Origin of the sequence: Klebsiella michiganensis (assembly GCF_015139575.1) — a bacterium.
Taxonomy (GTDB): domain Bacteria; phylum Pseudomonadota; class Gammaproteobacteria; order Enterobacterales; family Enterobacteriaceae; genus Klebsiella; species Klebsiella michiganensis.
In genome coordinates this window covers 882,650-908,270 of record NZ_AP022547.1, presented here as the reverse complement: position 1 = coordinate 908,270, position 25,621 = coordinate 882,650, and the positions used below count along the sequence as shown (strand labels likewise).

The following is a 25,621-nucleotide window of genomic DNA, read 5'->3' as shown; positions in this document are numbered from 1 at the left end:
ATTTTTTGGCGATTCTCAATGAGAAACAATCAATAAGAGATTTGAAAGGGTAGTGTTAATGGAAAATGAACTAGAAAAATTCAATAAAAACATAATAAATATTAATGATATTGACACTCCTGTTTATAGGATATTTAGTTTAGAACGATTTTTAGAATTATTTACTGAAAAGCAGTTGGTACTGGTTCAACCTTCTATGTGGGATGACCCATACGAACACTTCCTCCTTAAAACTGAAGTTGCTTCTGATGATGGCGAAGTTGGGTCTCTGGAAAACCTTTATAATTCATGGTATGGTCAATGCTGGACTGAAAACGAAGACACTGATGCAATGTGGAGAATATACAGCCCCAAAAAAAAAGGTGTGAGAGTAAAAACAACCATTCGAAAACTATTCTCTGCCTTATATGACACTTCTGACACAAATTATAGTCTAAAATATTTTATTGGGAAAGTTAACTATAAGGATAAAGAAGAGATTATTGAATTCATTAATTCAACCACATTTTCTGAATTCATCCTCGGTGGGCAAAACACACAGTTCGCAGAGGTGTTATGTACAAAAATAACTGCATTTTCCCATGAAAATGAAGTCAGACTGATAGTCGATGACATAGGTGATAAAAATGGGAGTGGTGGTCTATATAAAATAAACATAACTCCTGAGGAACTTTTTGAGGAAATCTGCCTTGACCCACGTTTATCAAGTACAGATTTTGTAAAACTTCGGGCGAAAATTCAGGGCATGGGTGTCAGCACAAACATAATACAATCAGATCTTTATAAATTAGACCTTCCGCGATTTAAAATGTGTTAACAATAAATAAACAGGACAGTCACATGGCAGACAAACTTAGTGAAGGAAAAATCATGCAGGCACTCAGCTGGGCCTACGATAAAGCACTGGATGGAACCATTCCGGGAACAAACTCATCTTATGAGATGGCTGAAAACTACCTGAAAGGTGAAGGGGACTTAGCAAAAAAGGTCAACTCCCTTATTAGATGGCAAAACACAAAATCTGCCACTACCGGATTTGTGTCTGGACTTGGAGGTATTATTACTCTACCTGTATCAATTCCAGCAAGTATCGCGACTGTGATGTATGTCCAGATTAGTATGATAACAACAATTGCTATCATGGGCGGTTATGACGTAAAGGATGATCGTGTAAAAGCACTTGTTTATTCGTGCCTGGCTGGTAATGCTGCAAAAGACCTTCTTAAGGGGACAGGGATTGTCATTGGTTCAAAACTATCCACGCAGTTAATTAAGAACATTTCAAGAGAAACAATAACAGCTATCAATAAGCGTGTAGGTTTCAGACTCCTCACTAAGTTTGGTGAAAAAGGTGCTATTAACTTAGGTAAAATGATCCCACTTGTAGGAGGAGTTATTGGTGGAACTTTTGATGGGGTTTCAACCAATCTTGTAGGTAATATAGCAAGAAAGACTTTCATTGAAGGAAATATCATTAATGATATCTAATTTTCTGTCTGAATATGACAAAGACTAACTTTAAAAAACAGTATAGCCGCAATTTTTTCCTTTTCCGCTGATATATATATGGCCCACCTAAAGGTGGGCTCATATTGACGTTATGATATCACTGGTCAGGATTAAACCGAGAAACCGTATCTAATTATCCAGAAGCAGAACCACCACCAATCGCCCGCCTGATCTTGACCCGCTATTTCCGGACAGCTTGTGTATCTTAAGTTAACGATCCCCGCTGCCGCCGATATTCCCTCGGAGAGTGATATCCCAGCGCGCTGTGCGGGTGGTTTTCATTGTAATGCGTGAACGCTACTGCAAGGTTTTGCAGCGCTGTTCTCACATCCGGTTTTGGCATGAACGCGATATAGTCTTCCTTCATCGTTTTCACGAACCGTTCGGCCATGCCATTGCTATGCGGACTGCTCACCGCTGTTGTACATGGCTCCAGATTCAGCTCTGTGGCGAACTTCCGCGTTTCATGTGCGGTATACGCTGAACCGTTACCCGTCAGCCATTGTACTGGTGTGCCCGGCAACCTGTCGCCGAAGCGCTTTTCTACCGACCTCAGCATCACATCCTGCACGGTCGAACTGTCGTAGCCACCCGTGCTCGCAGCCCAGTCTATGGCCTCCCTGTCGCAGCAGTCCAGCGCGAACGTGACCCGCAGTTTTTCACCGTTGTCGCAGTCGAACTCGAAGCCATCTGAACACCAGCGCATATCGCTTTCTGCTACCGCGATTTTGCCCTTATGCTCACGCTTCGGTCGCTCTGGTTTGTCATGCAATAACAGCAGGTTATGCTCGCTCATTATCCGGTAAAACCGTTTGGCATTCACCGGTGGCATTCCTTCTGTGTTACGTTGCTTACGGAGGATGCCCCACACACGGCGGTATCCATAACTCGGCATATAGCTAATGATGTCGAGGATATCCGACAGTATTTCAGCGTCTGCTTCGTCATTACGCCGGTAACAGCGTCTGTCCTGCCAGTCGGCAGAACGCTTAATCCGCAGTGACAACTGCGCACGCGACACGCTCATGGCGCGGCTGACCTGTGCTATTCCCCGTCCTTTGGCAACAAGGGCGCGTGCGCTATCCATTTTCGCGACTGACCGTACTCCACGGCTTCTTTCAGGATCTCAACTTCCATCGTCTTCTTGCCCAGAAGGCGCTGAAGCTCCCGAACCTGCTTCAGCGCTGCGGTGAGTTCAGAGGCTGGCACAACTTCTTCTCCTGCAGCAACGGCGGTGAGGCTGCCTTCCTGATATTGCTTAGCAGGCTGGGCTGAATACCGTGCAGGCGGGCGATATGGGAAACATTCATGCCCGGCTCCATCGTCTGCTGGATAATGGCGATCTTCTCCTGAGGAGTCTTACGTTTACGGGCTTCTTGCCCTAAAAGGATCCCGGTCATCTCAAAATTGGCGTTAGTGTTAGACATATATTAAAGCCTATCTCTTATATGGAGATACAGCTACTGTCTGGTGTTTCAGGGGGCTACATCACCACCAATCGCCCGCCATCCTCAGGAGAGAGAATAAACTGAGCGTTGTCATGCAGATGGAGCTTATCACCAATGGCTACCACTCTGCGGCCGGGTAGAGACAGCAACCCGTGTATTCCCTCGTTTAGCCGTGGTGGGATAGGCTCTAAGTGAGGGGGGTATTCTCCTGGTTACGGCTTTCCGCAATTTGAGTTATTTATACCCGTCATACTGTTACAGATGACGCACCCCATCCATACGCCTCGCTCGCAAGCGACGTTCAAATATGCTCCCGGCAGAGTTGTCGCTCACCCCAGTCACCGAGTTTTATGCTGCTGGGAACGCATACATGTCACCATATGTTACTTTTCATGAAATACATAATTAGCTTGTAATATTGTTTTAACGATCGATAGCTACATATTAATAGGTATTATCATTGGTATTACCGATCGATTTGTGTTTACTGATAGAAAATACTGATCAATAATGTTGTGAGTTGAATGGTTATTCTTTGTCCATAACACGGTGTGATTTGTGAAGGAGCCAGGGGTGGCCGAGTATCAAAGTAACATGGATTTCGACTTCATCTGTGAACCTATCTACAGTGTTAACGGTGAATCCCTGATGGCAGTGGAAGTGCTAACACATTTCTATGATGATGTGGGTCAACGTAAAAAAAATACCGCTGATATCATTGATTCAATGTCTTTAGAACAAAAGGCACAGTTTTTTTATTATCAGATAGAACAAATAAAACAACAGCATAAATATTTTAAGAAAAGCCAGGTGTTATGTAGCGTTAATATCGATAATGATATTGCTGAGAGTCTTAAATCTAATAAGAAAATGTGTGATTTATTGTTAACGCTACCGTTTGTCAGGTTGGAAGTTAATGAAAACTATCGTGGTCTCGATAGCTGTGATAGTGAAGAGTTATTGCTACCCTTGCTCCGGTATGTAAAGGGAATCTGGCTTGATGATTTTGGTACGGGAAAATCGACTTTATCTACAATCAGTAAGAAAAACTTTGAAGTGGTGAAAATAGATAAAGAATTTTTCTGGCAGGAGTATCAAAAGGATAGTTTTCCGGTACTAATAAAACGCATCAATCACTCATGTGGGCGTATTGTTATTGAAGGTGTCGAGGAGCTGACAATGCTACTCACTTTAGCCGAGTTGAATATTTGGGGGGTACAGGGGTACGCCTTTCCCTCTGTGCCGTTAAAAAATATTATGACACTCCTGGAGTGATTTTCCAGGATGGTAATATAAAATTTTATTTTTGAAAAATAATGAATCCATGGCACCGTAATATGTGGGTAAGACTATCTCATACCATTGAGATATAATATTATTGTATTTAAACTGGGATTGAAAAATGAAAAAATTATTTCTTGCGAGTTGTGTCTCTGGCATGTTACTTATGTCCGTTACGGCACAGGCGGCCGATCAAACTGCGGCCGGCGGTAAAATTACGTTCAACGGTGCATTAACTGATAACACCTGCAAAGTGAATGTTGATGGCCAGGGCAACGATGCCACGGTGACACTGCCGACTATCAGTGTTAATCAACTTTCCGGTGCTGCAGGAAATGTAGCCGGTCGTACTGGCTTTAATATTCAGTTGACAGAGTGCACTGGCACGGCGTTGAAAGGAGCGCAGGCTTATTTTGAAGAGAACAGCGCAACGGTGGATTTAACAACCGGGCGCTTGAAAAATACCGCAGTGAGTGGTGCTAAGAATACTACATTGCAATTGTTAGATACATCTAACGTTGATGAAGTAATTAATGTCGGCAATACTAATCAGCTTACCAAAACTGCTCATGTCGATATTACTGCTGGCAGTGCGACCCTGCCGTACGCGGTACAGTATTATGCTGAAACAGCTACACCTGAACAGGGTACTGTCAGTAGCTACGTTTTTTATAGTATTGCTTATAATTAATCCGCTGTACCGTATGATTTAAACTCTGTGGGGCAGAATAATGACCGGTTGCTCATTGTTATGGCGTGCTTTATTGTCGCCAGTTATTGGTTTTATTTTTGTGTTATCTTTTCAGGCCAGTGCCAGTTTAGTAATAACGGGAACCCGGATTATCTATCCGTCCGTTCAAAAAGAAGTGACGGTCAAAATAGATAATGCCGGGAAAAATCCCGTTTTATATCAGTCATGGATAGATGCGGGTAATTCGGAGATTTCTCCGGATAAAATTGATGTGCCGTTTGTTATTACGCCCCCTATTGGTCGAATTAATCCAGGCAAGGGCCAGTCTTTGCGCCTGGTATATGTTGGTAAAGGATTACCGACCGATCGTGAGTCAGTGTTCTGGTTTAATATTCTGGAAATCCCGGCAGAAGTTGAAAAATCGGCCGCGGACCTGAATGTCCTGAAGATGGCTTTCCGTAGCCGAATTAAATTATTCTACCGACCGGCCGTTTTAGATAAAAATGTCTCTTTCAAAAATTATCTATCGATTGCGACGATGGGTGATAAGCTAACGGTGGAAAACCGATCCCCCTATTATTTTAGCCTTGTACGCATTGAATCTACGACGGTGCATAAGTTACAAAATTTTAAAGGTGTGATGGTCGCTCCTTTTAGTAAACAATCAATCAGTGTTGACCATAATAATAAATTTAGTGCCGGCAGTCAGGCAACGGCTTATTACATTGATGATTACGGTGCTGAGGTTGGTATTCAGACGGTGATACATTAATCCGGTTATTTTCGCTGGGTCGGGGGGGGGATATGTCAAATCGTCATTATAAGACGATGTTTATTTTAATAGTTTTGCTTTTGGGTATCGATTCACCACTACTGGCTACTGTAATGCCGCCAGTTGATGACCCGGTAACCGGCAAACAAATGCCTGGTGATTCATTGCGATTTGATCCCGTATTTCTCAATATGGGGATGGCAAAAGGCATTGATATCAGCCAGTATGAAAAAAACACCGTACCTCCGGGAACCTATCGGGTTGATATTTATATTAATCAGCAATATATTCTTCGTGAAAATATCGAATTCAGAAAGGACAGTGTCGGTGTCGTAAGTGCTTGTCTGACGGATAAAACGCTGGCCCTGTTACCACTCAAAAATACATTAGCGGAGTCTGATGGCGAAAATGAAATAAACAGCTGTAGATTTCTATCCTCGGTGCTTGAGGATGTCCGCGAAGACTTCGATATCGGCAATTTAGTGTTGACCTTCACGGTGGCTCAGGCTGATTTACTACGAGATCCCAGAGGTTATGTCAATCCATCGCTATGGGACTACGGCGCCACGGCTGGCTACCTTAATTATACCGGTAATGCCTATCATTCGACCGCCAGTGGCGTCGATAATGATTCTTTCTACAGTAGCCTTAATGGCGGCCTGAATCTCGGCTCCTGGTACCTGCGTCACAATGGTTCTTATTCATGGCAAAAGGATGGCGAAAAACGTTACGAGAGCCTGAATACTTATGTGCAGAAAGATATTGTTGCATTAAAAGGACGTCTAATTGTCGGGGATAGCTACAGCGATGGACAGATGTTTGACAGCGTTGGTTTTCGCGGCGTGAAATTGAGTTCGGACGAGCGTATGCTGCCACCTTCGATGCGTGGCTATGCGCCGAACATCCGCGGTATTGCACGTACTAACGCCAAAGTCTCAATTCAGCAAAATGGCTCAGTGATTTATCAGACGACGGTTGCGCCGGGTCCGTTTGTTATCGACGATCTCTATCCTACGGGTTACGGTGGAGACCTGCAGGTCAAAGTGGAAGAAGCTGACGGAAGCGTGCAGAGTTTTGCTGTTCCTTACGGCTCTGTGGCACAACTGCTGCGTCCTGGAAACTCACGCTACGAGCTACTGGGCGGGAATTATCGTTCTAATAATAGTGATAATAACCCACGTTTATATCAATTGAGTTATCAGTATGGTCTGTTCAATGACCTGACATTGAATGCCGGTATGCAACAGGGCGAGGAGTATTCCGCCTATCTGTTGGGGAGTGCAATCAGCACGCCCATCGGGGCTATTTCTGCAGATATCACTCAGGCTCAGACCCGTGATGTACCGGGTTATGGCACGCTCAATGGACAAAGCTATCGCATTACCTATAACAAATTTATTGCCGCCAGCCAGAGCAATATCGCGCTGGCGGCCTATCGCTTCTCTACCCGAAATTACTACAATTTTAGCGAGGCGACACTTATTCAGCAGCGAATGGACAGCGATCCGTTGATGATAATGACCCAGCGTAAAAATCGCCTGAGTCTCAGCCTGAATCAGACTCTGGGAGATAACGGCGGTCAGCTTTATGTCTCCGGGTTTACGCAGAACTACTGGAATCGTCGTGGTTCAGATCAACAATATCAGGTGGGTTATAGCAATAATTTCAAGTCCTTGACCTATTCGCTGAGTATTTCGCGGACGAATAATATCACTGGCGCAATGGAGAATAGCTACGATCTGATGTTCTCCATGCCGTTGGGGGGCAACAGTTCGGGAGCAAGCGCCTATTTTACGTTGAATCGTGATGGCGAGGGAAAATATAACCAACAGGTGAGCATTTCGGGTGTGGCTGGGCAGGATAATCAATACAGTTATGGCACAACAGCATCGCATAACTCTGGCAATCATACGACTAGCGGTTCCGTCAATGGGCAGTATCGTAGCCCGTATAGCACCTTAAGCAGCAGCTATAGTAGTGGCCACCATTATCAATCATATAGTGCCGGGATGAGTGGCACGATAGTGGCTCACCCGGCAGGACTCAGCTTCAGCCCGGATACTGGAGAAACCATTGCTATTGTTTCGGCAAAAGGAGCAAGTGGCGCCAGTGTGGAGGGATACCCATGGCTGAAGCTCGATCGTTGGGGTAATGCGATCATGACCGGATTGACCCCTTACCAGTTAAATGATGTAGGTCTGGTCCCTACGGGGGCTGATTATGGTGTTGAACTGGAAAGTACCAGTATGCGTATCGCTCCGCATTCCGGTGCGATAGTGATGGCCCGTTTTAATACTGAACGGGGTTATCCGGTACTCTTTAAGTTGACATCGACCGCAGTATCGATTCCAGCGTTCGGCAGTGCGGTAGTGGACGCTGAAGGTAATAATGTCGGTTTTATTGGTCAGAATCAAATGGCCTTTGTGCGACTAAAAACGGTTGCTGGTCGTTTAACAGTCCAGGGCGATAACCAGCGCTGTTATATCGATTACCAGCTTTCGGAAGAAAAAATTAACATTGGGCAGCAGAGCTTTATTCAAATGCCGGGCCAGTGTCACGATTAATTTAAATATTGTTTTCCGGGCTGGAGAGTTACTGTGAAAAAAATCAGCATTCAGCTGGCGGCAGCGATAGGTTGTAGCTTGTTATGCTATTCAGCGACCAGCGTAGCGGCGACCTGCACTTTTGCCAATAATAGTGGTGTTAAAGTGCCATTCCATGAGGATATGCCGCTGGCTATTGCTAATCTGACGGCTGGACCGAACCTACCGGATGGTACAGTCCTATACCGACAGACGCACCGTCAGGATGGCAAGAATATTGTAGTTAACTGCGGTGGTACGGGTAAAACTTTTCTTGATTTTAAGGTCGAAACACCAGGTAGCAACGGAATTTCAAGCGTGACAGCTCTTGGGCTGAATAATGGTGCTTCGGGTAAAGTATATAATACCAATATTCCGGGCATTGGTATTGCTTTCTGGTTTGCTTTTAACAATTTTGATTATCGTTTCTATCAAGATAGTTTGACAGCGGCATCGTATCAATACGATATTAGTTTTATTAAAACCGGGCCGATCGCGGCTGGCGCTATCAATACTTCAACGCTGCCAACGATTTCAATTTCTGCCGGGCAAAATGGCGCAACGTCACTCAAAGTAATGACCGCGAAGTTAACTGGTACAATTAATATTGTTTCCCGAACCTGTATCACTCCTGACGTTTTGGTGGAATTAGGAACTTATAAAAGTAGTGATTTTCCTGCCATAGGCGCAACCAGTCCATGGAAGGATGCATCAATTAAATTGACCAACTGCCCGGCTTTCTATGGTTACTATAACCTGAATGGAGGTGACCGCTACGTCTCCTACAGTGCAAATAATCTGGGGACTTTCACTCGCGGCGCAGCCAACGTCAATAATAGCCTAGGCTACACACTTAGACCCACCGGAGCGATCATTGATCCGGCGCAAGGTATTATTGGCCTCGACAATACCGCAGGGTTAACCAGTGCTAAGGGGCTGGGGATCCAAATATCGACCGGCAACATGGCGGTGCCATTCAGTGCCGCGGAATTTAATACCCGGTTACCGTCAGGGCTCACTCTGACTGCAACAGAAGGTGCCAGTTACACTATTCCTTTAAAAGCACGTTATTTTCGAACTGGAAATTTAAGTCCCGGCAAAGCCGACGGTTCAATAATATTTACGATTGACTACCAGTAGCTATTTTATATCCATTATCTTGAAATTGATTCTTTATTGGCTACGGGTAACTTGCCCCATCCATGGGGCTCGCCCTAGCGGGCCGTCGCCGGCGATGTTCAAATCTGCTCCTGACAGATTTGTTACTCCCTTGCCGCCTTGAAGCAACTTGATATGCATTGGTTATAATAGCAGAAACCATGTCGTTTTTATGATTTCTGCGTTCGTGATATGATGGGTAATTATGAATTTTAGTAATGATGTCCTTTTTTGTGGTGTAGATTTTATTATGTACTCTGCTGTGCAATCTTTGCTTGCAGATAACCACTGCGAAAATATAGGTCCGGTCTCGTCGTTAAATGCTATGTATATTACGGGTGGCAGTCTTTTAGTCATTAAAATAGAAAGCAACAGGGATTTTATTGAAGCACTGGTTACGATTTTTGACGTCAATATTTGCATGCCTGTATTAATCATAGATTTTTCTTTGGAGTGTTTTTTGATTGGTGTTGCCAGACGTTTAAATAATGTCAGTATCATATCTGGAAAATCTGAAGTCATTGAATTAAATAGAGCCATAAAAAAAACCATAGAGGGGGTTAAATATACTTGTGAATTAACCAAAAAAAAACAGGAGGGCGCAAAACCATCGTTAAGCACCCGAGAATTAAGGATTCTCTTGCAGTTTTACCGCGGTGAACTCATGTCAACGATCGCGATGAAAAATAACTGTGCAATAAAAACAGTTTATGCACATATTGCAAATATCAAGAAAAAAATGAATGTCAGTAGACGTGCTGAACTCTATAAAATATTTAAGTGATTTTTTCATTAATTCATATTTTTTAGTAACCCTTTCGACTTTCCAGTCTCCGTAAATAGCATGCGGCGACCCTGAAACCACATTTTTCAGCAAACGATAAAAATATTATATTGTTTGCTACAGCCGCCTTCCTCCCTAAGATAAATCCGTGCCTGAATACCAGGTTAAGGGAGAAAAAAGAGATGGGTAAACGTCTCGCCGGTCGTGTTGTGAGTTCTTCACTTATTTCCGCCGTCTTATTGGCAGGCGTCTCTTTTTCCAGTCACGCCAAACCGCAACAAGACGGGGTACTGCATGTAGTGCTGGGCAGCGATACACCGATTATCGATCCATCGATCACCGCCCACTATGTCATGGCGTCAATCACGCATAATGTTGTGGATTCACTGGTCGGTCAGGCAGAGGACACATTGAACGGCACTGGTGATTGCGGGTTATCGTATCGTGTAACGCCTGCAATAACCGCTCAACATGATTCACCCATGGTGAGTAAACAGGCTGATAAATAACGTTAAATTTGGGATTCGCTTTCAACCAATTTCGTATTTTCTCACTCTTGTGAATAATGTAGTTATCCACGATAAGCGTGATCGTTTTTGCCCTGCGGTACGTCGCTTTCAGGTGTTGAAGCAGGCTGATAAACAAAGATGAAGCTTGGCTGCTACCGCCCACGTAGCTGACTTTTCCTGTACCGCTGTGCAACGCACCTGCCAGATAATATTTTTCATTCTGTACGGGGGTGACCACAAGTTTTGCTGGCCGCGTACCTGCCAGTCAGCACCGATTTTGGGATTGAGATGAATATCCACCTCATTCTCGTAAAACACCGGATGCTCAATGCTGCATTTATCCAGAGCCTTGCGGATGGCAGCCATTTTTTCATTCTTGTACGGATCGCGTATATGCAGAGGGGGCCGCCCTGCACCGGGATGAAGTTTACAGCCCGTTATTTCGTTGATTTTTATTGCCAGAAGTTCAGTACTCCATCGGGAGCGTTGATAGCCAAAATCAGCGGGAGAACGGCTGACAAGCTGTACCAGAAGTGCACAAATTTGCTCAAATGGCCACTGGCGTTCACGGCCCGTACGCAGTGATATCAGGCGTTCAGTGCCATACAGGGTAAACCAGTTGAGCCAGCGTCCCACGGACGAACGGGCACAGCAAAGTGTTCTGGCGACGTCGGAAACACGACTTCCTCGGTGCAGCATCAGTATAGTGGTCAGCCTGCGGGCATGATTTTTATCGCGAGTTTTATGGATAGTTTTTTGCATCAGGCGTCGTTCGGTACGGGGTATTGGTGCTATGATCGACATCGCTTAGTCCGGTTGGTGATTATGGTTGGTTTGGCGATTGATCAGATCGCATAATCCGGGCTGAGTTCCTTTAAAAGGATCTACTATTTGGCGCAGCTATTTAGTATTTCGTGAGGGTGAAATGGATATACATCTTCACTCTAAATAGACGCAGACGATCAGGTCCGCGTACAGCAAAAATATGTAGTCACATCAGCCTAGGTTGAAAATTTGTAAGAGTATTAGTCAAAAATAATTATGGCCGGAGTACGGATAGTGGACCATCGATTGGAACGCTGGTCCACTAAATTTTAATTAAAACGAGCCGTTCGTTGTTTGTGTGTCATTGCTATTGAACTGGTTATTTGCACCAGACTGCCACTCAACATTAGCCGTCGGATTGGTTTCATTACGTTTCACACACTTCCATTCAACATTTAAGTCAGGGGGAAGCTCTAAGCTCGCACTCCATTGTGGATATTGTGTCGGTGATATTTTTACCGCTTTAGTTAAGTCCCAACCACCTAACTGAGGTATATTACCAACAATATAAACACTTTGACCTGAAATCGTATAACCGTTATTACATGTGAAGTTTATGCTTTGTACTGTAGGGTTCTCCGCATCATCTGATTGTGAGCGAATGACAACAGCTTCATTTTGCATAAGTGTTAGTGTTGCCTGTTTATTTTCTACTGAAACACCATTATTCCCAATCAAACTCGGATATACCCCATTAGGAACCGCTATATTTTTAACATTAATTGTGTTAGCCTCACCACGATTAAGTGCAACAATAACAATATCGTTCCCAGAACGCCGCTCAAATACTAATATGTCATCATTAACCCATAGTTCAGTATAAGTTCCATTTTGAATTGCCGGGCTACTTTTCCTTAGGTCACCCAGTGTTTTAATAATGGAGAAAGCCTCACTTTCCGTATCAAATCCTGGCATTTTCTCTCGGTTGTAAGGATCACTGCCAACTTGACCAAAACTGTTAGAGGTAAAGTTAGCGGCATAATGTTCAGTACCATAATAAATGGCAGGAATACCACGTACAGTCATTGTCGCAACCAGACCGAGGTCTATACGTTTCTGAGCAAAAGCTTCACTCTGACTTCCACCGGTTTCATTATTTCCAGGACCAAAAGTAGTGGCGTTTGAACGCAGAGCGGTACCAATGCGTGCCATATCATGGTTATCCATAAAAACAACCTGCCAGTCATCACTGGTAAAGACTGTTTGTCTTTTTATCAGATAACTATTTAACGTTTTCATTGTATTTCCGCTACGTCCTACCAAAACTCTTTCTAAAGTATCGCGGAATCCAAAATCCAGCAACGCTGACCCGGAAGTATTGGCGTAATCGATAGCATTACCATCAACACCTGTTGTAGTATTCGCACTGGCACCAAACCATTCACCGAAGAAAAAAAATCCTTCCCGGCCGATAGACTTACTGTAATCATAAATATCGCTGGTCCATTTCTGTATAAAAGACTTGTCCATATGCTTGATGGCATCAATCCTGATAGCATCCACACCAGCATCGATCCAAAATTTAGAACCATCCAACAAGTACTGGTAGACATCAGTATTGGATTGATTGAGGTCTGATAGATTGAATAGATTATGATTCTTCACTTGGAAGAAATCATTCCAGTTCGTTACTCCACCATTGTGATGATACCAGCCCGTATTGGCGGCAACATCTGTAGGATAATCAGTAATAAACACACCATCACGATATAGTGCACCAAATTCATTTTCATCATTAGCATTCGAATGATTAGGGGCATAATCAAGAACCAGTTTCATATTATAATCAGGACTATGCATCAAACTAGTCAGTTCTTTGAAATCATCGAGATTGCCAAAATGTTCATCTATACGAAAATAATCTCTTCCCCAATAGCCATGATATCCAGTATTGCCAGCAGCATCAGTATTATTCACATTATCGATTGGGGGAGTAATCCAGATTGAAGTAACACCAAGTGATTTTAAATAGGGTAGTTTATTAATCAACCCCCGGAGATCTCCTCCAGTATATTTTTTTAAATTATTAGGATCGTAGGTTGCGGAATTAAACCCTGCATTATTACTTGGATCTCCATCGCTGAAACGATCAAGGAATAGAAAATATATCGTCTCCTTACGAAAATCAAGATAAGTTTCTTCTGGTTCAGCAGCAATCGTCTGCATGCTACAAAAAAAAGTATTTAATGCAATCGAAATGGCAATAGCAACCGAGGTATTAAAAAAACGGTTTCTTTTCATTATCTAGTCCTAATAAAGTTAGTGAAAATATTAGTTTTACTTTATATTAACTCCACTTAAATTGAAAAATAACTACAACTACAACTACAACTACAACTACAACTACAACTACAACGCGAGATGAAAATAATCGAAGCGTCAATAAAACCGACTTCATAAGGATCGTGAATTCAGGAACCACTACACACGTAAATTTTGCAGTGCAGTGGTGATATATTGTGATGAGGTGAGCCAAGAAAAAATCACACTCTTACATTTGTCAGATTGTTCTCATTATAGAAATCAAAAACATGACAAAAGGCAGTATTAAGATTAAATCTTAAAGTTTTCCCTATATGAAATGGATTAATATCTTGTGTATTAACTCTGGCAATAAGTTCCTTCCCACCAACGATAAAATATAAAAATTTTTCACTCCCCATATTTTCAACCACCGTTAAAACTCCCTCAAAGGTATTAAGGTCATCATCATCGCTAGCAAGAGAGATATGCTCTGGTCTAATACCAAAACACACTGGCTTATTAATATAACCTTCAAGCAACATTTGCTTACTATGTGGAATTAATATTTCAACGCCAGGAGCAATTTCAACATACAACCTTTCATTATTCTTACGGATAGCAGTATCTATCAAATTAATTGATGGTGAACCGATAAAACTGGCAACGAACTTATTATTAGGATAATTATAAAGATCAGTGGGTGTATCAACCTGCATGATATTCCCATGGTTAAGAACACAAATGCGATCTCCTAGAGTTAACGCTTCAGTCTGATCGTGAGTAACATAAATCATTGTAGCAGGATACCCCTCCTCTTTCAGAGAACGATGTAGTTGGGCAATTTTCATCCGCATCGATACCCTGAGCTTGGCATCAAGGTTTGATAAAGGCTCATCGAATAAAAAAACATCAGGTTTACGTACAATCGCCCGGCCAACAGCGACACGCTGGCGCTGTCCGCCTGACATTTCTTTCGGCTTACGATAAAGCAGTTCGGTAATTTCAAGTTTTTCGGCCGCGTCTTCAACCCGGCGTTTAATCTCATCCTTAGGTCGTTTCTGCATTTTGAGACCAAAAGCCATGTTGTCGAAAACGGTTTTATGCGGATAAAGTGCATAGTTTTGGAAAACCATGGCAATACCACGGTCTTTGGGCGGAAGGTCATTAACCTTTTTATTTCCGATATAAATTTCGCCTCCGCTAATATCTTCAAGACCGGCAATCATTCTCAAAGTTGTTGATTTCGCACAACCGGAAGGCCCGACAAAAACCATAAATTCACCGTCATGGATTTCGAGATCGATACCATGGACAGCCTTAAAGCCATTTTCATATCTTTTTTCAATTTTCCGCAAACTAACCGTTGCCATGATTTACCCCATAAGAAGAAAGACATCTGTGGCTAACAAGACTATACTTACCATCGTCCAAATATTAGCCACGACGTATGTTTACTATTCTGCTGGAAGCAGCTCAATTATTTACATTGTGCAACGGCAACCTGAAGTGGCTTTTTATCTTCAGCAATTTTGACCGTCCAGACGTAGCGGCCAGCAACTGGTAACGTTACTGCTGTATTTTTTGCAAAACCTGCGCGTTTCAGATCCTTAACTTGTCCAACTGTTAACTCCAGACCCGCTGCAGTGAATTGCGGATTCCAGCTCATCGTAGCGAACTGAACGCTAAGATTACCGGCTTTTTCATCTATAACTAACTGATATATACCATTGCCTTTATAGAGCATTTTACGGTTTTCTTGCTGAATCCATTGCCCTTCCGGAAAGGTACCAACAACATATAAAGAAGGCCGAATCGGTCCACGCTCGTCAACGGAAGGCAGAGCACAATTATAGAAAGGATTATCAGCGGAACCCTGTGCGTTAACTGAGGTACTAAAAACAGCAGAGGCATAAAGCATAGTGAATACGGCAGCAATAATTAAATTTAAACGTTTCATAACAAATACCATCCTTCAAAAATTTAGTGGACAATGACGAAAAACGTCAGTGACTAAGTACTGGCACGATAAAATTCTATTCTCTTCAAAATTTAGGAGTTTAAAAAATTAAAAAAACGGTCCCTCCATGTGTCCGATATAGATCGATTTTTTTTAAATTGATGATTTTTTGTTAAAATGTTAAGAACGGCAATGTTTTTGTAATAAGCCCGGGTATCTTTTGCCGGGTAACCAAATAAGTCGCTATTCTCAGGGAAGGAGTGACTTACACCTGATTTTGCCTTGATAATAGAATGGCTACCAATCGTTATATGGCCGGAGGTCCCAACCTGTCCCTGTACGATAACATGGTCACCAAGAGTTGTATGACCGGCAAACCCAGCCTGTGATACTATTAAGCAGTTTTCACCAATATGACAGTCATGTCCAATCTGAATCTGATTATCTATTTTAGTTCCCCGACCAATCGTCGTGTTACCTAATGTTCCACGATCTATTGTATTGTTGCTCCCGATCTCTACATCATCGTAAATAATGACTCGCCCCACACTTTCTACTCGTTGATACTTACCATTTCTTGAAGCCATATACTCAAAACTGTAGCTACCAATCGAATTGTTTGAGTCGATAGTTACATTATTTCCGATGATAGTTCCTTCTTTAATAACAGTGTTGCAGTGGATAGCAACATTATCCCCAATAATAACCCCATTCATGATCTTCACACCAGGCATAAAAATGCAGCCATCACCAATTTGACAATGTTTTCCAATATAAACATCTGAGAGTGCCGACGTATTCCCTTGATCATTGAGATGAAACCTTTTTACTTTATAAGAACGAAGAAAAAGATTAAGGCGCTCAACATCCAAATGTGAGATAACAATATGTGCCTTCGCTGGGCTATCCAGTATTTCATCAGGTCCTATCAGAACGTCAGCATGTGAGCTAGATAAGAATTGCAAGTCTTGTTTGGCGAAAACAATAGCCAGGCCGCCGACATCAGGACTGCGAATTGGTCGTATAAAGTTAACCCGAATTGCTCCATCACCGGTATAGCTCCCGGATAACAGAGTGGCGATTTCCATAACACTGAACATAAACGCCCCTTACGTTAAGACTAAAAGCGATATAGTGCCTGAGCATAGAAGGTATGTTGTGTTAACTCGCTCTTATTTCTAGCTTCCCATCCTGATAATCGACTTTTTTTCTCAACTTCATTAGCATACTCGTACTCAGCTTTGGCTACCCAACTTTCACCTATTGATTGTTCATAACCAACGGTAGCTTTTCTAATGTCTTTGAAGTAGTTAATGCCAGCATTACCGCCACCACTACGATCAGTATTTTTAGTTTCATTTTTCCCGACACGTACCCGCGTGTACAGCGTGCCGGCATCATCAAAGCTATATTGAACAATAGGCTCTATATATCTTTCATTAAAATCACTTTTCTCATTAATGGTTCCATTTGGTTGCTTCTCATCATTAGTTTTAATTTGGTAATAGAATTCAACACCGACCTCCCAGTTACCAAAACGCTTGTAGGGTTTAAACAATGCACTATATCCCTGCTCTTGCCTTTTCCCCCATGCATTGCGATCTTCTTTACTCAAAAGGTATTCAAGATTAGAATAGAACCCCATATTATAATCATTATTCCAGTAGGTTAAATATGGTCTAATGCTGTGCTCGGCAAGGTTTTTACGTAGACCACTAACATACGGAGAATAAACTTTACTTCTTGTATATTCTAGCTCATAAATTAAACCAGTAGCCCAACCGTTACCAAGATCATGACCTTTATTCAATGAAAAAAGCTGCTTAATACCATCTTCATTCTCATAATAACCAGGCTCCTTTTGCTCTCTATTTTCTATTTTAAAAGAGTAAAAACCCATAAAATTCCATTGTGGATTGTTATAAAAAAAGTTGAAAACCTCATTGGTAATCGTCTTCTCCTTTTTATCCGTGTTATTGAAACCACGAGTAACCTTATCTTCATATTCAACAGAAGTCCCTACATGGCCACCAAACGAAAAAAAACTTTCATCAAAAGCGACGTCTTCAGGTTTGTACCCACGCTGATCGCTGGCTGCAAATGAATGTACGGGCGCTGTGAGAGCAAGAGCAATAGAGGCAGAGAGTAATTTTTTTTTCATAGTACTTCCTTATTCAGCTATCACAACATCGGAAGAGAATGCTGAGGGATAGCGTTAAATTTTATCATGATTAGTAGTTCCTCATGGACGCCTATTAAATTTCTCTCATTTAATTTTTTTTTCCTCATGGCAATAACGTAAACGAGATTCAAGTCACTAATCTTTCGATAAAATTGTGACTCAAAGCACGTTTTATGTTTTTTTTAAATTCAGGATATCATTTTTAGCCTATTTTTTGCTGCCAATAAGGGACTGGATTCATACCTAAAAAATGGAGAATAGAATCACAAAAATTGTTCAAACATCTGATGTTTTTTGACAAACATCACAAATAAACCTGTCTGGGTAGACCGCATGTTGACATAAAAAAGGACGCATGCATCATAGTGGTACACTCCGTACTACTAAAATGGGTAACTATGAAAATAAAATTGCTGGACGCTGTTCTGCTCTTCGGTCTGACGGCCCTTGTTCCCGCAGCTTGGGGAGAGAGTATTGCACCTGAAAAACAAGCAAATCTTCTAATATGGACGGATATTTCTACGCTAGATTATATGAAATATGCTGCTGAAAACTTTAATAAAACATATAACAGCCAGGTAAGATTTACGTTTAGGGGATTGGCGCCAATAGATACCGCCTCGCGAATGATACAGGATGGTGGATCCACGCGCGTTGCTGACGTTGCCGAAATCGAGCACGATCTTTTAGGCCGACTGGTTGTTGCCGGTGGCGTAATGGAAAATCTGATCTCGGCAGAACGTATAAATAAAAAATTTATGTCTAATGCAATAAATGCTTCACGCTATGAAGGAAATAATTATGGTTTTCCAGTAAGTTATGCAACCGTCGCATTATTTTATAACAAGGATATCCTTCGGTTGCCGCCAGATAAATTTGAAGAGTTGATCCAGCTAAGTGCTGAATTTAATAATGTTAAGGAAAATAAATATACCTTGTTATGGGATGTACAAAACTATTATGAGTCAAGAATGTTTCTAACCCTGTATGGTGCTTACGAATTTGGTCAGGAAGGGACAAACGTCAAGGACCTAGGAATCAACTCCGAATTAGCCCAAAAAGGGCTTGCAGCGATGAAACGACTTAAAACTGCAAACCCATCTAATCCGGTAGATATGCGTAATCCACAGGTACGTCGAGGCTTATTTTCTGAAGGCAAAGTAGCTGCCATCATCGACGGTCCATGGGCAATCCAGGGATATAACAACAGTAAAATTAATTTTGGCGTTGTTCCTATACCTACTCTTGAAGGAAAACAGCCACGTTCATTTTCTACGGTTCGCCTGGCGGTCGTCTCTTCTTATAGTAAATCGCCTAAGGCGGCACAACTTTTCGCTGACTATCTCTCATCTGATGAAATGTTAATGAAACGCTATGAGATGACAGAATCTATACCTCCGGTACCGAATCTGATGAACAAAATCCTACCAACTGCAAATGAAGCGACGAGCGCAATTATTAAACAAGGGCTTCACTCTGATGCCATGCCATCTATTCCGGAAATGGGTTATTTATGGTCCCCACTGGCAAATGCGATTACCGATATGTGGATCAATGACCAAACGCCAAAAGCAGCACTTGACCGTGCTCGTAATATCATTGATGAGCAAATTAAATTTCAGGAGTAACTATGTTATTGTCTGAGGGAAAAAGCATGCGTATATTTCCGGCATCTTTTCTTATTATGGGCGCTACGCAGCTCATTTCTGGTCATTGGATAAAAGGCTCCGTTTTTTTATTATTCCAGATTGTAGTTATTAGCAACATCAATTTATTACTCAACGCAACACAGGGACTCATCACTTTAGGCACTGTGGCCCAAACACGTAGTGGGTTTGATATTGTAGCTGGTGACAATTCAATTTTTATGTTGGTTGAAGGTGTTGTTGCATTCATTTTTTTATTTTTTTCAACTTTTATTTATTGGTTAAATATTAAGGATGCGCAGGTATGTGAAAAGTGCCACCAGAGCTTTACGGAACAGTTACGAACGATTTACGATAATCGCTTTGCTACTATCATGTTGGCTCCGGCATTTATTGCCTGCATTGCCTTTATTATTATGCCGATGATCATCACCGTTTTGGTATCACTAACAAACTACTCGGCTCCTCATCATATCCCACCTAAAAATCTTGTTGATTGGGTCGGATTGAAGAATTTCATTACCCTCTTTGAACTTCGGATCTGGTCTAAAACGTTCGTTGGTATTGGTGTGTGGACTGCGCTATGGGCTTTTTTTGCAACTCTATGCACTTGTAGCTTTGGATTTCTGTTAGCCCTCGCGTTAGAAAATAAAAAAATTATAGCGAAGAAAGCCTGGCGAGTCGTATTCATCTTACCCTATGCGATCCCGGCGTTCGTTACCCTGCTTATTTTCCGTCTGCTTCTGAATGGTATTGGTCCAGTAAATAGTACATTAAATAGCTGGGGTATTGATTCAATTGGTTTTCTTTCCGATCCATTAATAGCTAAAATGACTGTAATTGCGGTAAGTGTATGGGTTGGCGCTCCCTACTTTATGCTGCTAATCACCGGAGCAATGACCAATATTCCCCGTGACCTATACGAAGCAAGTGAGGTGGATGGTGCTGGTAAATTCCAACAGTTCCGTGAAATCACGTTACCGATGGTTCTGCACCAGGTCGCCCCTTCATTGGTTATGACCTTTGCACACAATTTCAATAACTTTGGTGCAATATACCTGCTAACAGAAGGTGGGCCGATAAACCCGGAATATCGCTTTGCCGGACATACTGATATTTTGATTACGTGGATCTATAAGTTAACCCTTGATTTTCAGCAATATCAAATTGCTTCTGTCATCTCAATCATTATTTTCCTGTTCTTATCGATATTTGCGATCTGGCAATTTAGGCGAATGAAATCATTCAAAGAAGATGTGGGGATGTAAATGAGAAACATTATTAGCAAGATAATGACGATTATAGTCTATCTTTTCTTATTGTTAAATGCACTTGTTGTCCTTGGGCCAGTAATATGGACAGTTATGTCATCGCTAAAGCCTGGGAACAATCTTTTTAGTTCTGGTTTTACTGAAATATCATTTACATTAGAACATTACCATAATCTACTTACTGGAACGCCTTATTTAAAATGGTACAAAAACACCTTTATACTCGCAACCTGTAACATGCTTATTTCTTTGGTAGTAGTAACAATAACGGCATTTATTTTTTCAAGATATCGTTTCAAAGCCAAAAAAAACATACTCATGAGCATTTTAGTGTTACAGATGTTCCCGGCATTTCTTTCCATGACCGCAATTTATATCTTATTGTCAAAGATGAATCTAATTGATACATACATTGGTTTGCTATTAGTCTACGTTACTGGTTCCCTACCTTTTATGACATGGCTGGTTAAAGGTTATTTTGATGCAATCCCTACGTCATTGGATGAAGCAGCAAAAATTGATGGTGCAGGGCATCTAACTATATTTTTTGAAATTATATTACCGCTTGCTAAACCTATTCTCGTATTTGTGGCATTGGTTTCATTCACCGGCCCATGGATGGATTTTATTTTACCAACTCTAATTTTACGCAGTGAAGATAAAATGACTCTGGCAATTGGTATCTTTAGCTGGATATCCTCCAACTCAGCTGAAAACTTTACGCTATTTGCTGCTGGTGCATTATTAGTTGCTGTACCAATAACGTTACTTTTCATTGTTACACAGAAACATATTACTACCGGACTGGTTAGCGGTGCGGTAAAAGAATAAGATCAGGATAAGATATGATTACAATTAGTTCATTAAGCCACTCCGCAAAGAGTGCCGATAGCTACGCTTATAATAAAGAAACCCTACATATTAGATTTCGCACAGTCAAAGGCGAGGTCGCGAAAGTCTCTCTGTGGATCGGTGATCCCTATCAATGGGAGGAAGGTGGCCTAGATGGTGGAAACCTTGGCGGCAGCGACGCGCATGGATGGAGCGGCGGCAACGAAGTTCACATGGAAAAAGAGGGACAAAGCGAGAGCTATGACCATTGGTTTGCCGCATTTACTCCGTGCAAACGACGTAGCCGCTATGGTTTTATATTATACGGAAATAGCGGGGAAAAATTATTATTTGGTGAACGACGCTGTGTTGATATAAGTAAACCACCTGTAGCCGAGACAGAACTGAGTAACTTGTCCAACTTTTTTTGCTTCCCTTATATCAATCCAGGTGATGTACTTTCTACGCCAGGATGGGTTAAAAAAACAATATGGTATCAGATCTTTCCTGAACGATTTTGCAATGGCGATCCATCGATATCGCCAGAAAACGTACAACCGTGGGGAACGCCTCCAGATTCAAAAAACTTTATGGGCGGTGATTTGCAGGGCATTATTAACAAACTTGATTATTTGCAAGATCTTGGCGTTAACGGTTTATACCTTTGTCCCATATTTACGGCTAACGCTAGCCATAAATATGATACCGTAGATTATTTTAACGTTGATCCCCATTTCGGTGGCAACGATCGGTTTAAAGAATTGGTGAATAAAGCTCACCAACGAGGAATGACGGTCATGCTGGATGCAGTGTTTAATCATATTGGTAATCAATCACCATTATGGTTAGATGTTGTAAAAAATGGTGATAAATCACCTTACGCAGACTGGTTCTGGATTAAAAAATTCCCGGTATACCCATCTGGTGATAAAAATGAGTGGGATTTCCGTAATTTCAATTACGAAACCTTTGGTAATGTTATTGAAATGCCTAAACTTAATACTGAAAACCCCGCTTGTCGTGATTATCTGCTTCAGGTGGCGAGATATTGGATTGAAGAATTTGATATTGATGGCTGGCGCCTTGATGTTGCCAATGAAGTCGACCACGAATTTTGGCGAGCTTTCCGTAGAACGGTAAAAAGCATAAAACCTGATTGTTATATTCTCGGTGAAATTTGGCATGAAGGCATGCCATGGCTGCGCGGAGACCAGTTTGACTCCTTGATGAACTATCCTCTAATGCAAGCAACTACTGACTATTTCGCTTTACAAGCATATGACAAAAAAACATTTATAGATATTGTTACCAATGCCTATCTTTGCTATCCACGTAACGTTAACGAAGTTATGTTTAATCTTCTTGAAAGCCATGATACTTCACGTTTATTAAGTCTGTGTGGTAATGATAAACGTAAAGCCCGGTTAGCCTATCTCTTTATGTTTAGTCAGGTGGGTTCTCCTTGTATTTATTACGGAAGCGAAGTTGGTATGAATGGCAGCAGAGCAATGGGATCGGAAGATAATCGTAAATGTATGATATGGGATGAACAAAAGCAGGATTTAGAGTTTAAGTCATTTATTAAAGATCTTATTCTATGGAGGAAAAAACATCCCGAATGGAATGATCCTAAGATACACTGGAATAATGTCGACCATCCGGCAGTTGTCGCTTTTAGCAGAGGAGAAGTACATTTCCTCCTTAATAATAGTGATGAATCTTTAGCTATTAATTATCAGGGAAGAACACTATCTCTGACACCTTTTGGGTTTTATATTATCGGCCTGGACCATAAGGACATCATATCATGAAACTCGGTATCTCACTTGCGATTGACTGGATACGTGGCGTGTTAATAGACGATGGTGAAGTTTGTTATCGTACTCAGGTATTAACACCAATAGACTGCCAGCAAAGTGTAGATACCGTATTACATATGATTTTTAGTATCCAGCGGACCTATGGAAATATTGACTTTGTCGGTATCAGCATTATGCAAAGCAACGTGTCCCGCTGGGGGCCGTTGGATAGAATAACCAATTTTTTCGAAATGGCTATAGATAAGAAGACTGGTATTCATTGCCAGTCTTTCGGCCCAGCTCTCGTTGTCTTACAAAACCTAGATACGTCCTTATTATCAGGGCTACAAGGTAATATTATGAGTATTGTCGTTGATTTTGGCTGTGAACTTTGTGTAGTCGATAAATACAACGATGATAGCGTATTTGACCATGCAATAAGTGTTTCCTGGGCTCATCTCCCATTGAAAAATTATCAGCCACTCATTGATGGTATATCTCCGGTTTGCGAATGCTGCGGGATAGGATGCGTTCATCAATTCATTTCGACATCCGGGATCGAAAGACAGTATTTTCAGTTCTCTCTTCAGCGGAAGAGTGCCTTAGAAATAATTCAGGGAGTTGATGGCAGTGATGCATGGGCGCAAAAAGTCTACCGAATGTGGATGGATCAACTAGCCAGAGCCTTACTTGAACCAATAACGGTTTTTAAACCTAGATTGTTAGTGCTCAGTGGATTAGCAACAATACACTCAGACTTTCCGTTAAGTCTAAAAAGTGTATTAAGCCGACACTGTCCAAATAATTATCTACCAGAAATAATTCGCTTAAATTATGAAGAATATCGTTTTGCCTATGATGCGGCGATGGCTAATAAGGAAAAGACGCAATACACCTCTACCCTTGCGTTGTAAGTAATGATAAACTAACAGACGGGCTATGTTGCATGTGAGGTTATGTTAATGAACGAACTGGTAAAAACACTTATGGGTTTTGGCTTTACAAAGACAGATGCCAATGTATACATCAACTTGCTAAAAAACGGTCGTTCTAGCGGCTATAAGATAGCAAAAGAAATATCATTATCACGTTCTAGCGTCTACTCATCAATTGATAGTCTATATAAAAATGGCTTCATTTTTATGGCCGATGGCAATACTAAAGAGTATCAAGCAAAATCTCCCGAGCTTATTTTCAGCAAAATAGAAAAGCAAACCATTGAAAACATCAATGTATTAAAAAAAGAACTCTCACGTATGATGCTACAGGAAGAGAAAGAGTTCATATATAACGTCTCTGGTTTTGATAATTCACTACAAAAAGCCAGGGAAATGCTCGAACTGGCTCAAATCGAGGTTTACCTGAACACTGACTTCCATCTTGAACTCATTGCTCAAGAACTCATTAATGCCGTTGAGCGCGGGGTTCGGATTATCGTGTTCTCATTTAACCGACTCGCGCTACCACATGAATCTATCGAATTGTACTCTCGATTTGAAATAGATGAAAAGATTTATCCATCACATCGCTTCATGCTAGTGATTGATATGAAAAATGCTCTAATGCTTTCCCATCGGGAAGAAACACATGGCTTATATACCAATAACAAATTACTAGTTAAAATCATGGCTGAACATATTCATAGTGATATTTATCTAACTGAATACGAAAAAATGGCACCGGAAAAAAAATGCCGGATATTAACCGTTCATGAGCTTGAAAATGATATGGTCAATGATGAACTATCGATATCATCAAAAAAGATGTAAGAATATGATACAGTATATTTATATCCTGCGAGTATTGATTACAACTGGTTTATTGGCTACGTTATGGCGACAGGCCTGCCAACTAAGTTGATGAACTCCTGCAGTGGACGTTGGCTTTTCCGATAAATAACTAGCAATATGGCACCCACTAAAGGCTTACAATTGCCTTCAAGTTAAGCAATACTGTATAAGCCAGGGGACTATGTAGCTTAATTATCCGGCGAAGATAGGCACTCATGAGATTGAATTATGAATACCGTTGAAGACTTCAACCAGATTTATACTGATGCAGGGCGTAACCTTGAGCAAACATTAGCTGATATTACAAGGCTTGATGTCGAGAATTAAGATAGCAAAAATCAG

19 protein-coding genes and 2 pseudogenes are annotated in these 25,621 nt (G+C 41.6%); 14 read left to right on the top strand and 7 right to left on the bottom strand.

Going from position 1 to position 25,621, the window contains the following annotated elements:
* The first annotated feature begins 58 nt into the window (after positions 1-58).
* The gene (locus JLG71_RS04380) at positions 59-817 is read left to right on the top strand and encodes a DUF2971 domain-containing protein (protein ID WP_131930482.1); all 759 of its coding nucleotides are present in this window, start codon (positions 59-61) and stop codon (positions 815-817) included.
* Positions 818-840: 23 nt separating this feature from the next.
* The gene (locus JLG71_RS04375; RefSeq protein ID WP_131930481.1) at positions 841-1,488 is read left to right on the top strand and encodes an EcsC family protein; all 648 of its coding nucleotides are present in this window, start codon (positions 841-843) and stop codon (positions 1,486-1,488) included.
* Between the two features lie 226 nt (positions 1,489-1,714).
* Here JLG71_RS04375 and JLG71_RS04370 read toward each other — a convergent pair.
* Positions 1,715-2,909: pseudogene (locus JLG71_RS04370) on the bottom strand (IS3 family transposase).
* 621 nt (positions 2,910-3,530) lie between these two features.
* Between JLG71_RS04370 and JLG71_RS04365 the strand changes: the two are divergent.
* The 6 genes from JLG71_RS04365 to JLG71_RS04340 all read left to right on the top strand — a co-directional run bounded on the left by JLG71_RS04365 (position 3,531) and on the right by JLG71_RS04340 (position 10,225).
* A complete protein-coding gene (locus JLG71_RS04365; RefSeq protein WP_131930480.1) occupies positions 3,531-4,232 on the top strand; it encodes an EAL domain-containing protein in 702 nt (233 codons plus the stop codon).
* 127 nt (positions 4,233-4,359) lie between these two features.
* Positions 4,360-4,929, top strand: coding sequence for a fimbrial protein (locus JLG71_RS04360; protein ID WP_131930479.1), 570 nt, complete (start codon positions 4,360-4,362; stop codon positions 4,927-4,929).
* A gap of 40 nt (positions 4,930-4,969) precedes the next feature.
* On the top strand, positions 4,970-5,701 hold the full coding sequence (locus JLG71_RS04355; RefSeq protein WP_131930478.1) for a fimbrial biogenesis chaperone: 732 nt from the start codon (positions 4,970-4,972) through the stop codon (positions 5,699-5,701).
* Between the two features lie 32 nt (positions 5,702-5,733).
* On the top strand, positions 5,734-8,265 hold the full coding sequence (locus tag JLG71_RS04350) for a fimbria/pilus outer membrane usher protein (RefSeq protein WP_131930477.1): 2,532 nt from the start codon (positions 5,734-5,736) through the stop codon (positions 8,263-8,265).
* 33 nt (positions 8,266-8,298) lie between these two features.
* Complete coding sequence (locus JLG71_RS04345) at positions 8,299-9,423, top strand: fimbrial protein (RefSeq protein ID WP_131930476.1); 1,125 nt, start codon at positions 8,299-8,301, stop codon at positions 9,421-9,423.
* A gap of 223 nt (positions 9,424-9,646) precedes the next feature.
* The gene (locus JLG71_RS04340; protein ID WP_131930475.1) at positions 9,647-10,225 is read left to right on the top strand and encodes a helix-turn-helix domain-containing protein; all 579 of its coding nucleotides are present in this window, start codon (positions 9,647-9,649) and stop codon (positions 10,223-10,225) included.
* Positions 10,226-10,588: 363 nt separating this feature from the next.
* Here the strand turns inward: JLG71_RS04340 and JLG71_RS04335 are convergent.
* From JLG71_RS04335 to JLG71_RS04310, 6 genes and pseudogenes are all read right to left on the bottom strand, one after another.
* Positions 10,589-11,538 (bottom strand): annotated as a pseudogene (locus JLG71_RS04335) (IS630 family transposase).
* Between the two features lie 294 nt (positions 11,539-11,832).
* Complete coding sequence (locus JLG71_RS04330) at positions 11,833-13,800, bottom strand: alpha-amylase family glycosyl hydrolase (RefSeq protein WP_131930474.1); 1,968 nt, start codon at positions 13,798-13,800, stop codon at positions 11,833-11,835.
* A 242-nt stretch (positions 13,801-14,042) separates the two neighbouring features.
* Positions 14,043-15,173, bottom strand: a complete 1,131-nt coding sequence (locus JLG71_RS04325; protein ID WP_131930473.1) for an ABC transporter ATP-binding protein — start codon at positions 15,171-15,173, stop codon at positions 14,043-14,045.
* 107 nt (positions 15,174-15,280) lie between these two features.
* On the bottom strand, positions 15,281-15,760 hold the full coding sequence (locus JLG71_RS04320; protein ID WP_004136080.1) for a hypothetical protein: 480 nt from the start codon (positions 15,758-15,760) through the stop codon (positions 15,281-15,283).
* 92 nt (positions 15,761-15,852) lie between these two features.
* On the bottom strand, positions 15,853-16,860 hold the full coding sequence (gene lpxD, locus JLG71_RS04315; RefSeq protein WP_131930472.1) for a UDP-3-O-(3-hydroxymyristoyl)glucosamine N-acyltransferase: 1,008 nt from the start codon (positions 16,858-16,860) through the stop codon (positions 15,853-15,855).
* Positions 16,861-16,880: 20 nt separating this feature from the next.
* Positions 16,881-17,921: a porin gene (locus tag JLG71_RS04310; protein ID WP_131930471.1), complete on the bottom strand. Its 1,041-nt coding sequence runs from the start codon at positions 17,919-17,921 to the stop codon at positions 16,881-16,883.
* 419 nt (positions 17,922-18,340) lie between these two features.
* Between JLG71_RS04310 and JLG71_RS04305 the strand changes: the two genes are divergently transcribed.
* From JLG71_RS04305 to JLG71_RS04280, 6 genes are read left to right on the top strand one after another with little or no spacing between them, the layout of a single operon-like run.
* Complete coding sequence (locus tag JLG71_RS04305; RefSeq protein ID WP_131930470.1) at positions 18,341-19,570, top strand: sugar ABC transporter substrate-binding protein; 1,230 nt, start codon at positions 18,341-18,343, stop codon at positions 19,568-19,570.
* A gap of 2 nt (positions 19,571-19,572) precedes the next feature.
* Positions 19,573-20,856 carry a carbohydrate ABC transporter permease gene (locus JLG71_RS04300; RefSeq protein ID WP_131930469.1) on the top strand — a complete coding sequence of 428 codons (1,284 nt, stop codon included), beginning with the start codon at positions 19,573-19,575 and terminating at the stop codon, positions 20,854-20,856.
* The gene (locus tag JLG71_RS04295; protein ID WP_131930468.1) at positions 20,857-21,690 is read left to right on the top strand and encodes a sugar ABC transporter permease; all 834 of its coding nucleotides are present in this window, start codon (positions 20,857-20,859) and stop codon (positions 21,688-21,690) included.
* A 14-nt stretch (positions 21,691-21,704) separates the two neighbouring features.
* Positions 21,705-23,501 carry a glycoside hydrolase family 13 protein gene (locus tag JLG71_RS04290; protein ID WP_131930467.1) on the top strand — a complete coding sequence of 599 codons (1,797 nt, stop codon included), beginning with the start codon at positions 21,705-21,707 and terminating at the stop codon, positions 23,499-23,501.
* A complete protein-coding gene (locus JLG71_RS04285; RefSeq protein ID WP_131930466.1) occupies positions 23,498-24,403 on the top strand; it encodes an ROK family protein in 906 nt (301 codons plus the stop codon). Before JLG71_RS04290 ends, JLG71_RS04285 begins: the two co-directional genes overlap by 4 nt.
* Positions 24,404-24,451: 48 nt before the next feature.
* The gene (locus JLG71_RS04280) at positions 24,452-25,258 is read left to right on the top strand and encodes a TrmB family transcriptional regulator (protein WP_131930465.1); all 807 of its coding nucleotides are present in this window, start codon (positions 24,452-24,454) and stop codon (positions 25,256-25,258) included.
* Positions 25,259-25,621: the final 363 nt, after the last annotated feature.

What these genes read in the sequence shown, in the direction of transcription:
- JLG71_RS04300 (WP_131930469.1), top strand. Translation starts at nt 19,573, where the DNA reads ATGTTATTGTCTGAGGGAAAAAGCATGCGTATATTTCCGGCATCTTTT.
- JLG71_RS04325 (WP_131930473.1), bottom strand. Translation starts at nt 15,173, where the DNA reads ATGGCAACGGTTAGTTTGCGGAAAATTGAAAAAAGATATGAAAATGGC.
- JLG71_RS04360 (WP_131930479.1), top strand. Translation starts at nt 4,360, where the DNA reads ATGAAAAAATTATTTCTTGCGAGTTGTGTCTCTGGCATGTTACTTATG.
- JLG71_RS04280 (WP_131930465.1), top strand. Translation starts at nt 24,452, where the DNA reads ATGAACGAACTGGTAAAAACACTTATGGGTTTTGGCTTTACAAAGACA.
- JLG71_RS04350 (WP_131930477.1), top strand. Translation starts at nt 5,734, where the DNA reads ATGTCAAATCGTCATTATAAGACGATGTTTATTTTAATAGTTTTGCTT.
- JLG71_RS04305 (WP_131930470.1), top strand. Translation starts at nt 18,341, where the DNA reads ATGAAAATAAAATTGCTGGACGCTGTTCTGCTCTTCGGTCTGACGGCC.
- JLG71_RS04295 (WP_131930468.1), top strand. Translation starts at nt 20,857, where the DNA reads ATGAGAAACATTATTAGCAAGATAATGACGATTATAGTCTATCTTTTC.
- JLG71_RS04290 (WP_131930467.1), top strand. Translation starts at nt 21,705, where the DNA reads ATGATTACAATTAGTTCATTAAGCCACTCCGCAAAGAGTGCCGATAGC.
- JLG71_RS04320 (WP_004136080.1), bottom strand. Translation starts at nt 15,760, where the DNA reads ATGAAACGTTTAAATTTAATTATTGCTGCCGTATTCACTATGCTTTAT.
- JLG71_RS04380 (WP_131930482.1), top strand. Translation starts at nt 59, where the DNA reads ATGGAAAATGAACTAGAAAAATTCAATAAAAACATAATAAATATTAAT.
- JLG71_RS04285 (WP_131930466.1), top strand. Translation starts at nt 23,498, where the DNA reads ATGAAACTCGGTATCTCACTTGCGATTGACTGGATACGTGGCGTGTTA.
- JLG71_RS04310 (WP_131930471.1), bottom strand. Translation starts at nt 17,921, where the DNA reads ATGAAAAAAAAATTACTCTCTGCCTCTATTGCTCTTGCTCTCACAGCG.
- JLG71_RS04340 (WP_131930475.1), top strand. Translation starts at nt 9,647, where the DNA reads ATGAATTTTAGTAATGATGTCCTTTTTTGTGGTGTAGATTTTATTATG.
- JLG71_RS04330 (WP_131930474.1), bottom strand. Translation starts at nt 13,800, where the DNA reads ATGAAAAGAAACCGTTTTTTTAATACCTCGGTTGCTATTGCCATTTCG.
- JLG71_RS04355 (WP_131930478.1), top strand. Translation starts at nt 4,970, where the DNA reads ATGACCGGTTGCTCATTGTTATGGCGTGCTTTATTGTCGCCAGTTATT.
- JLG71_RS04375 (WP_131930481.1), top strand. Translation starts at nt 841, where the DNA reads ATGGCAGACAAACTTAGTGAAGGAAAAATCATGCAGGCACTCAGCTGG.
- lpxD (WP_131930472.1), bottom strand. Translation starts at nt 16,860, where the DNA reads ATGTTCAGTGTTATGGAAATCGCCACTCTGTTATCCGGGAGCTATACC.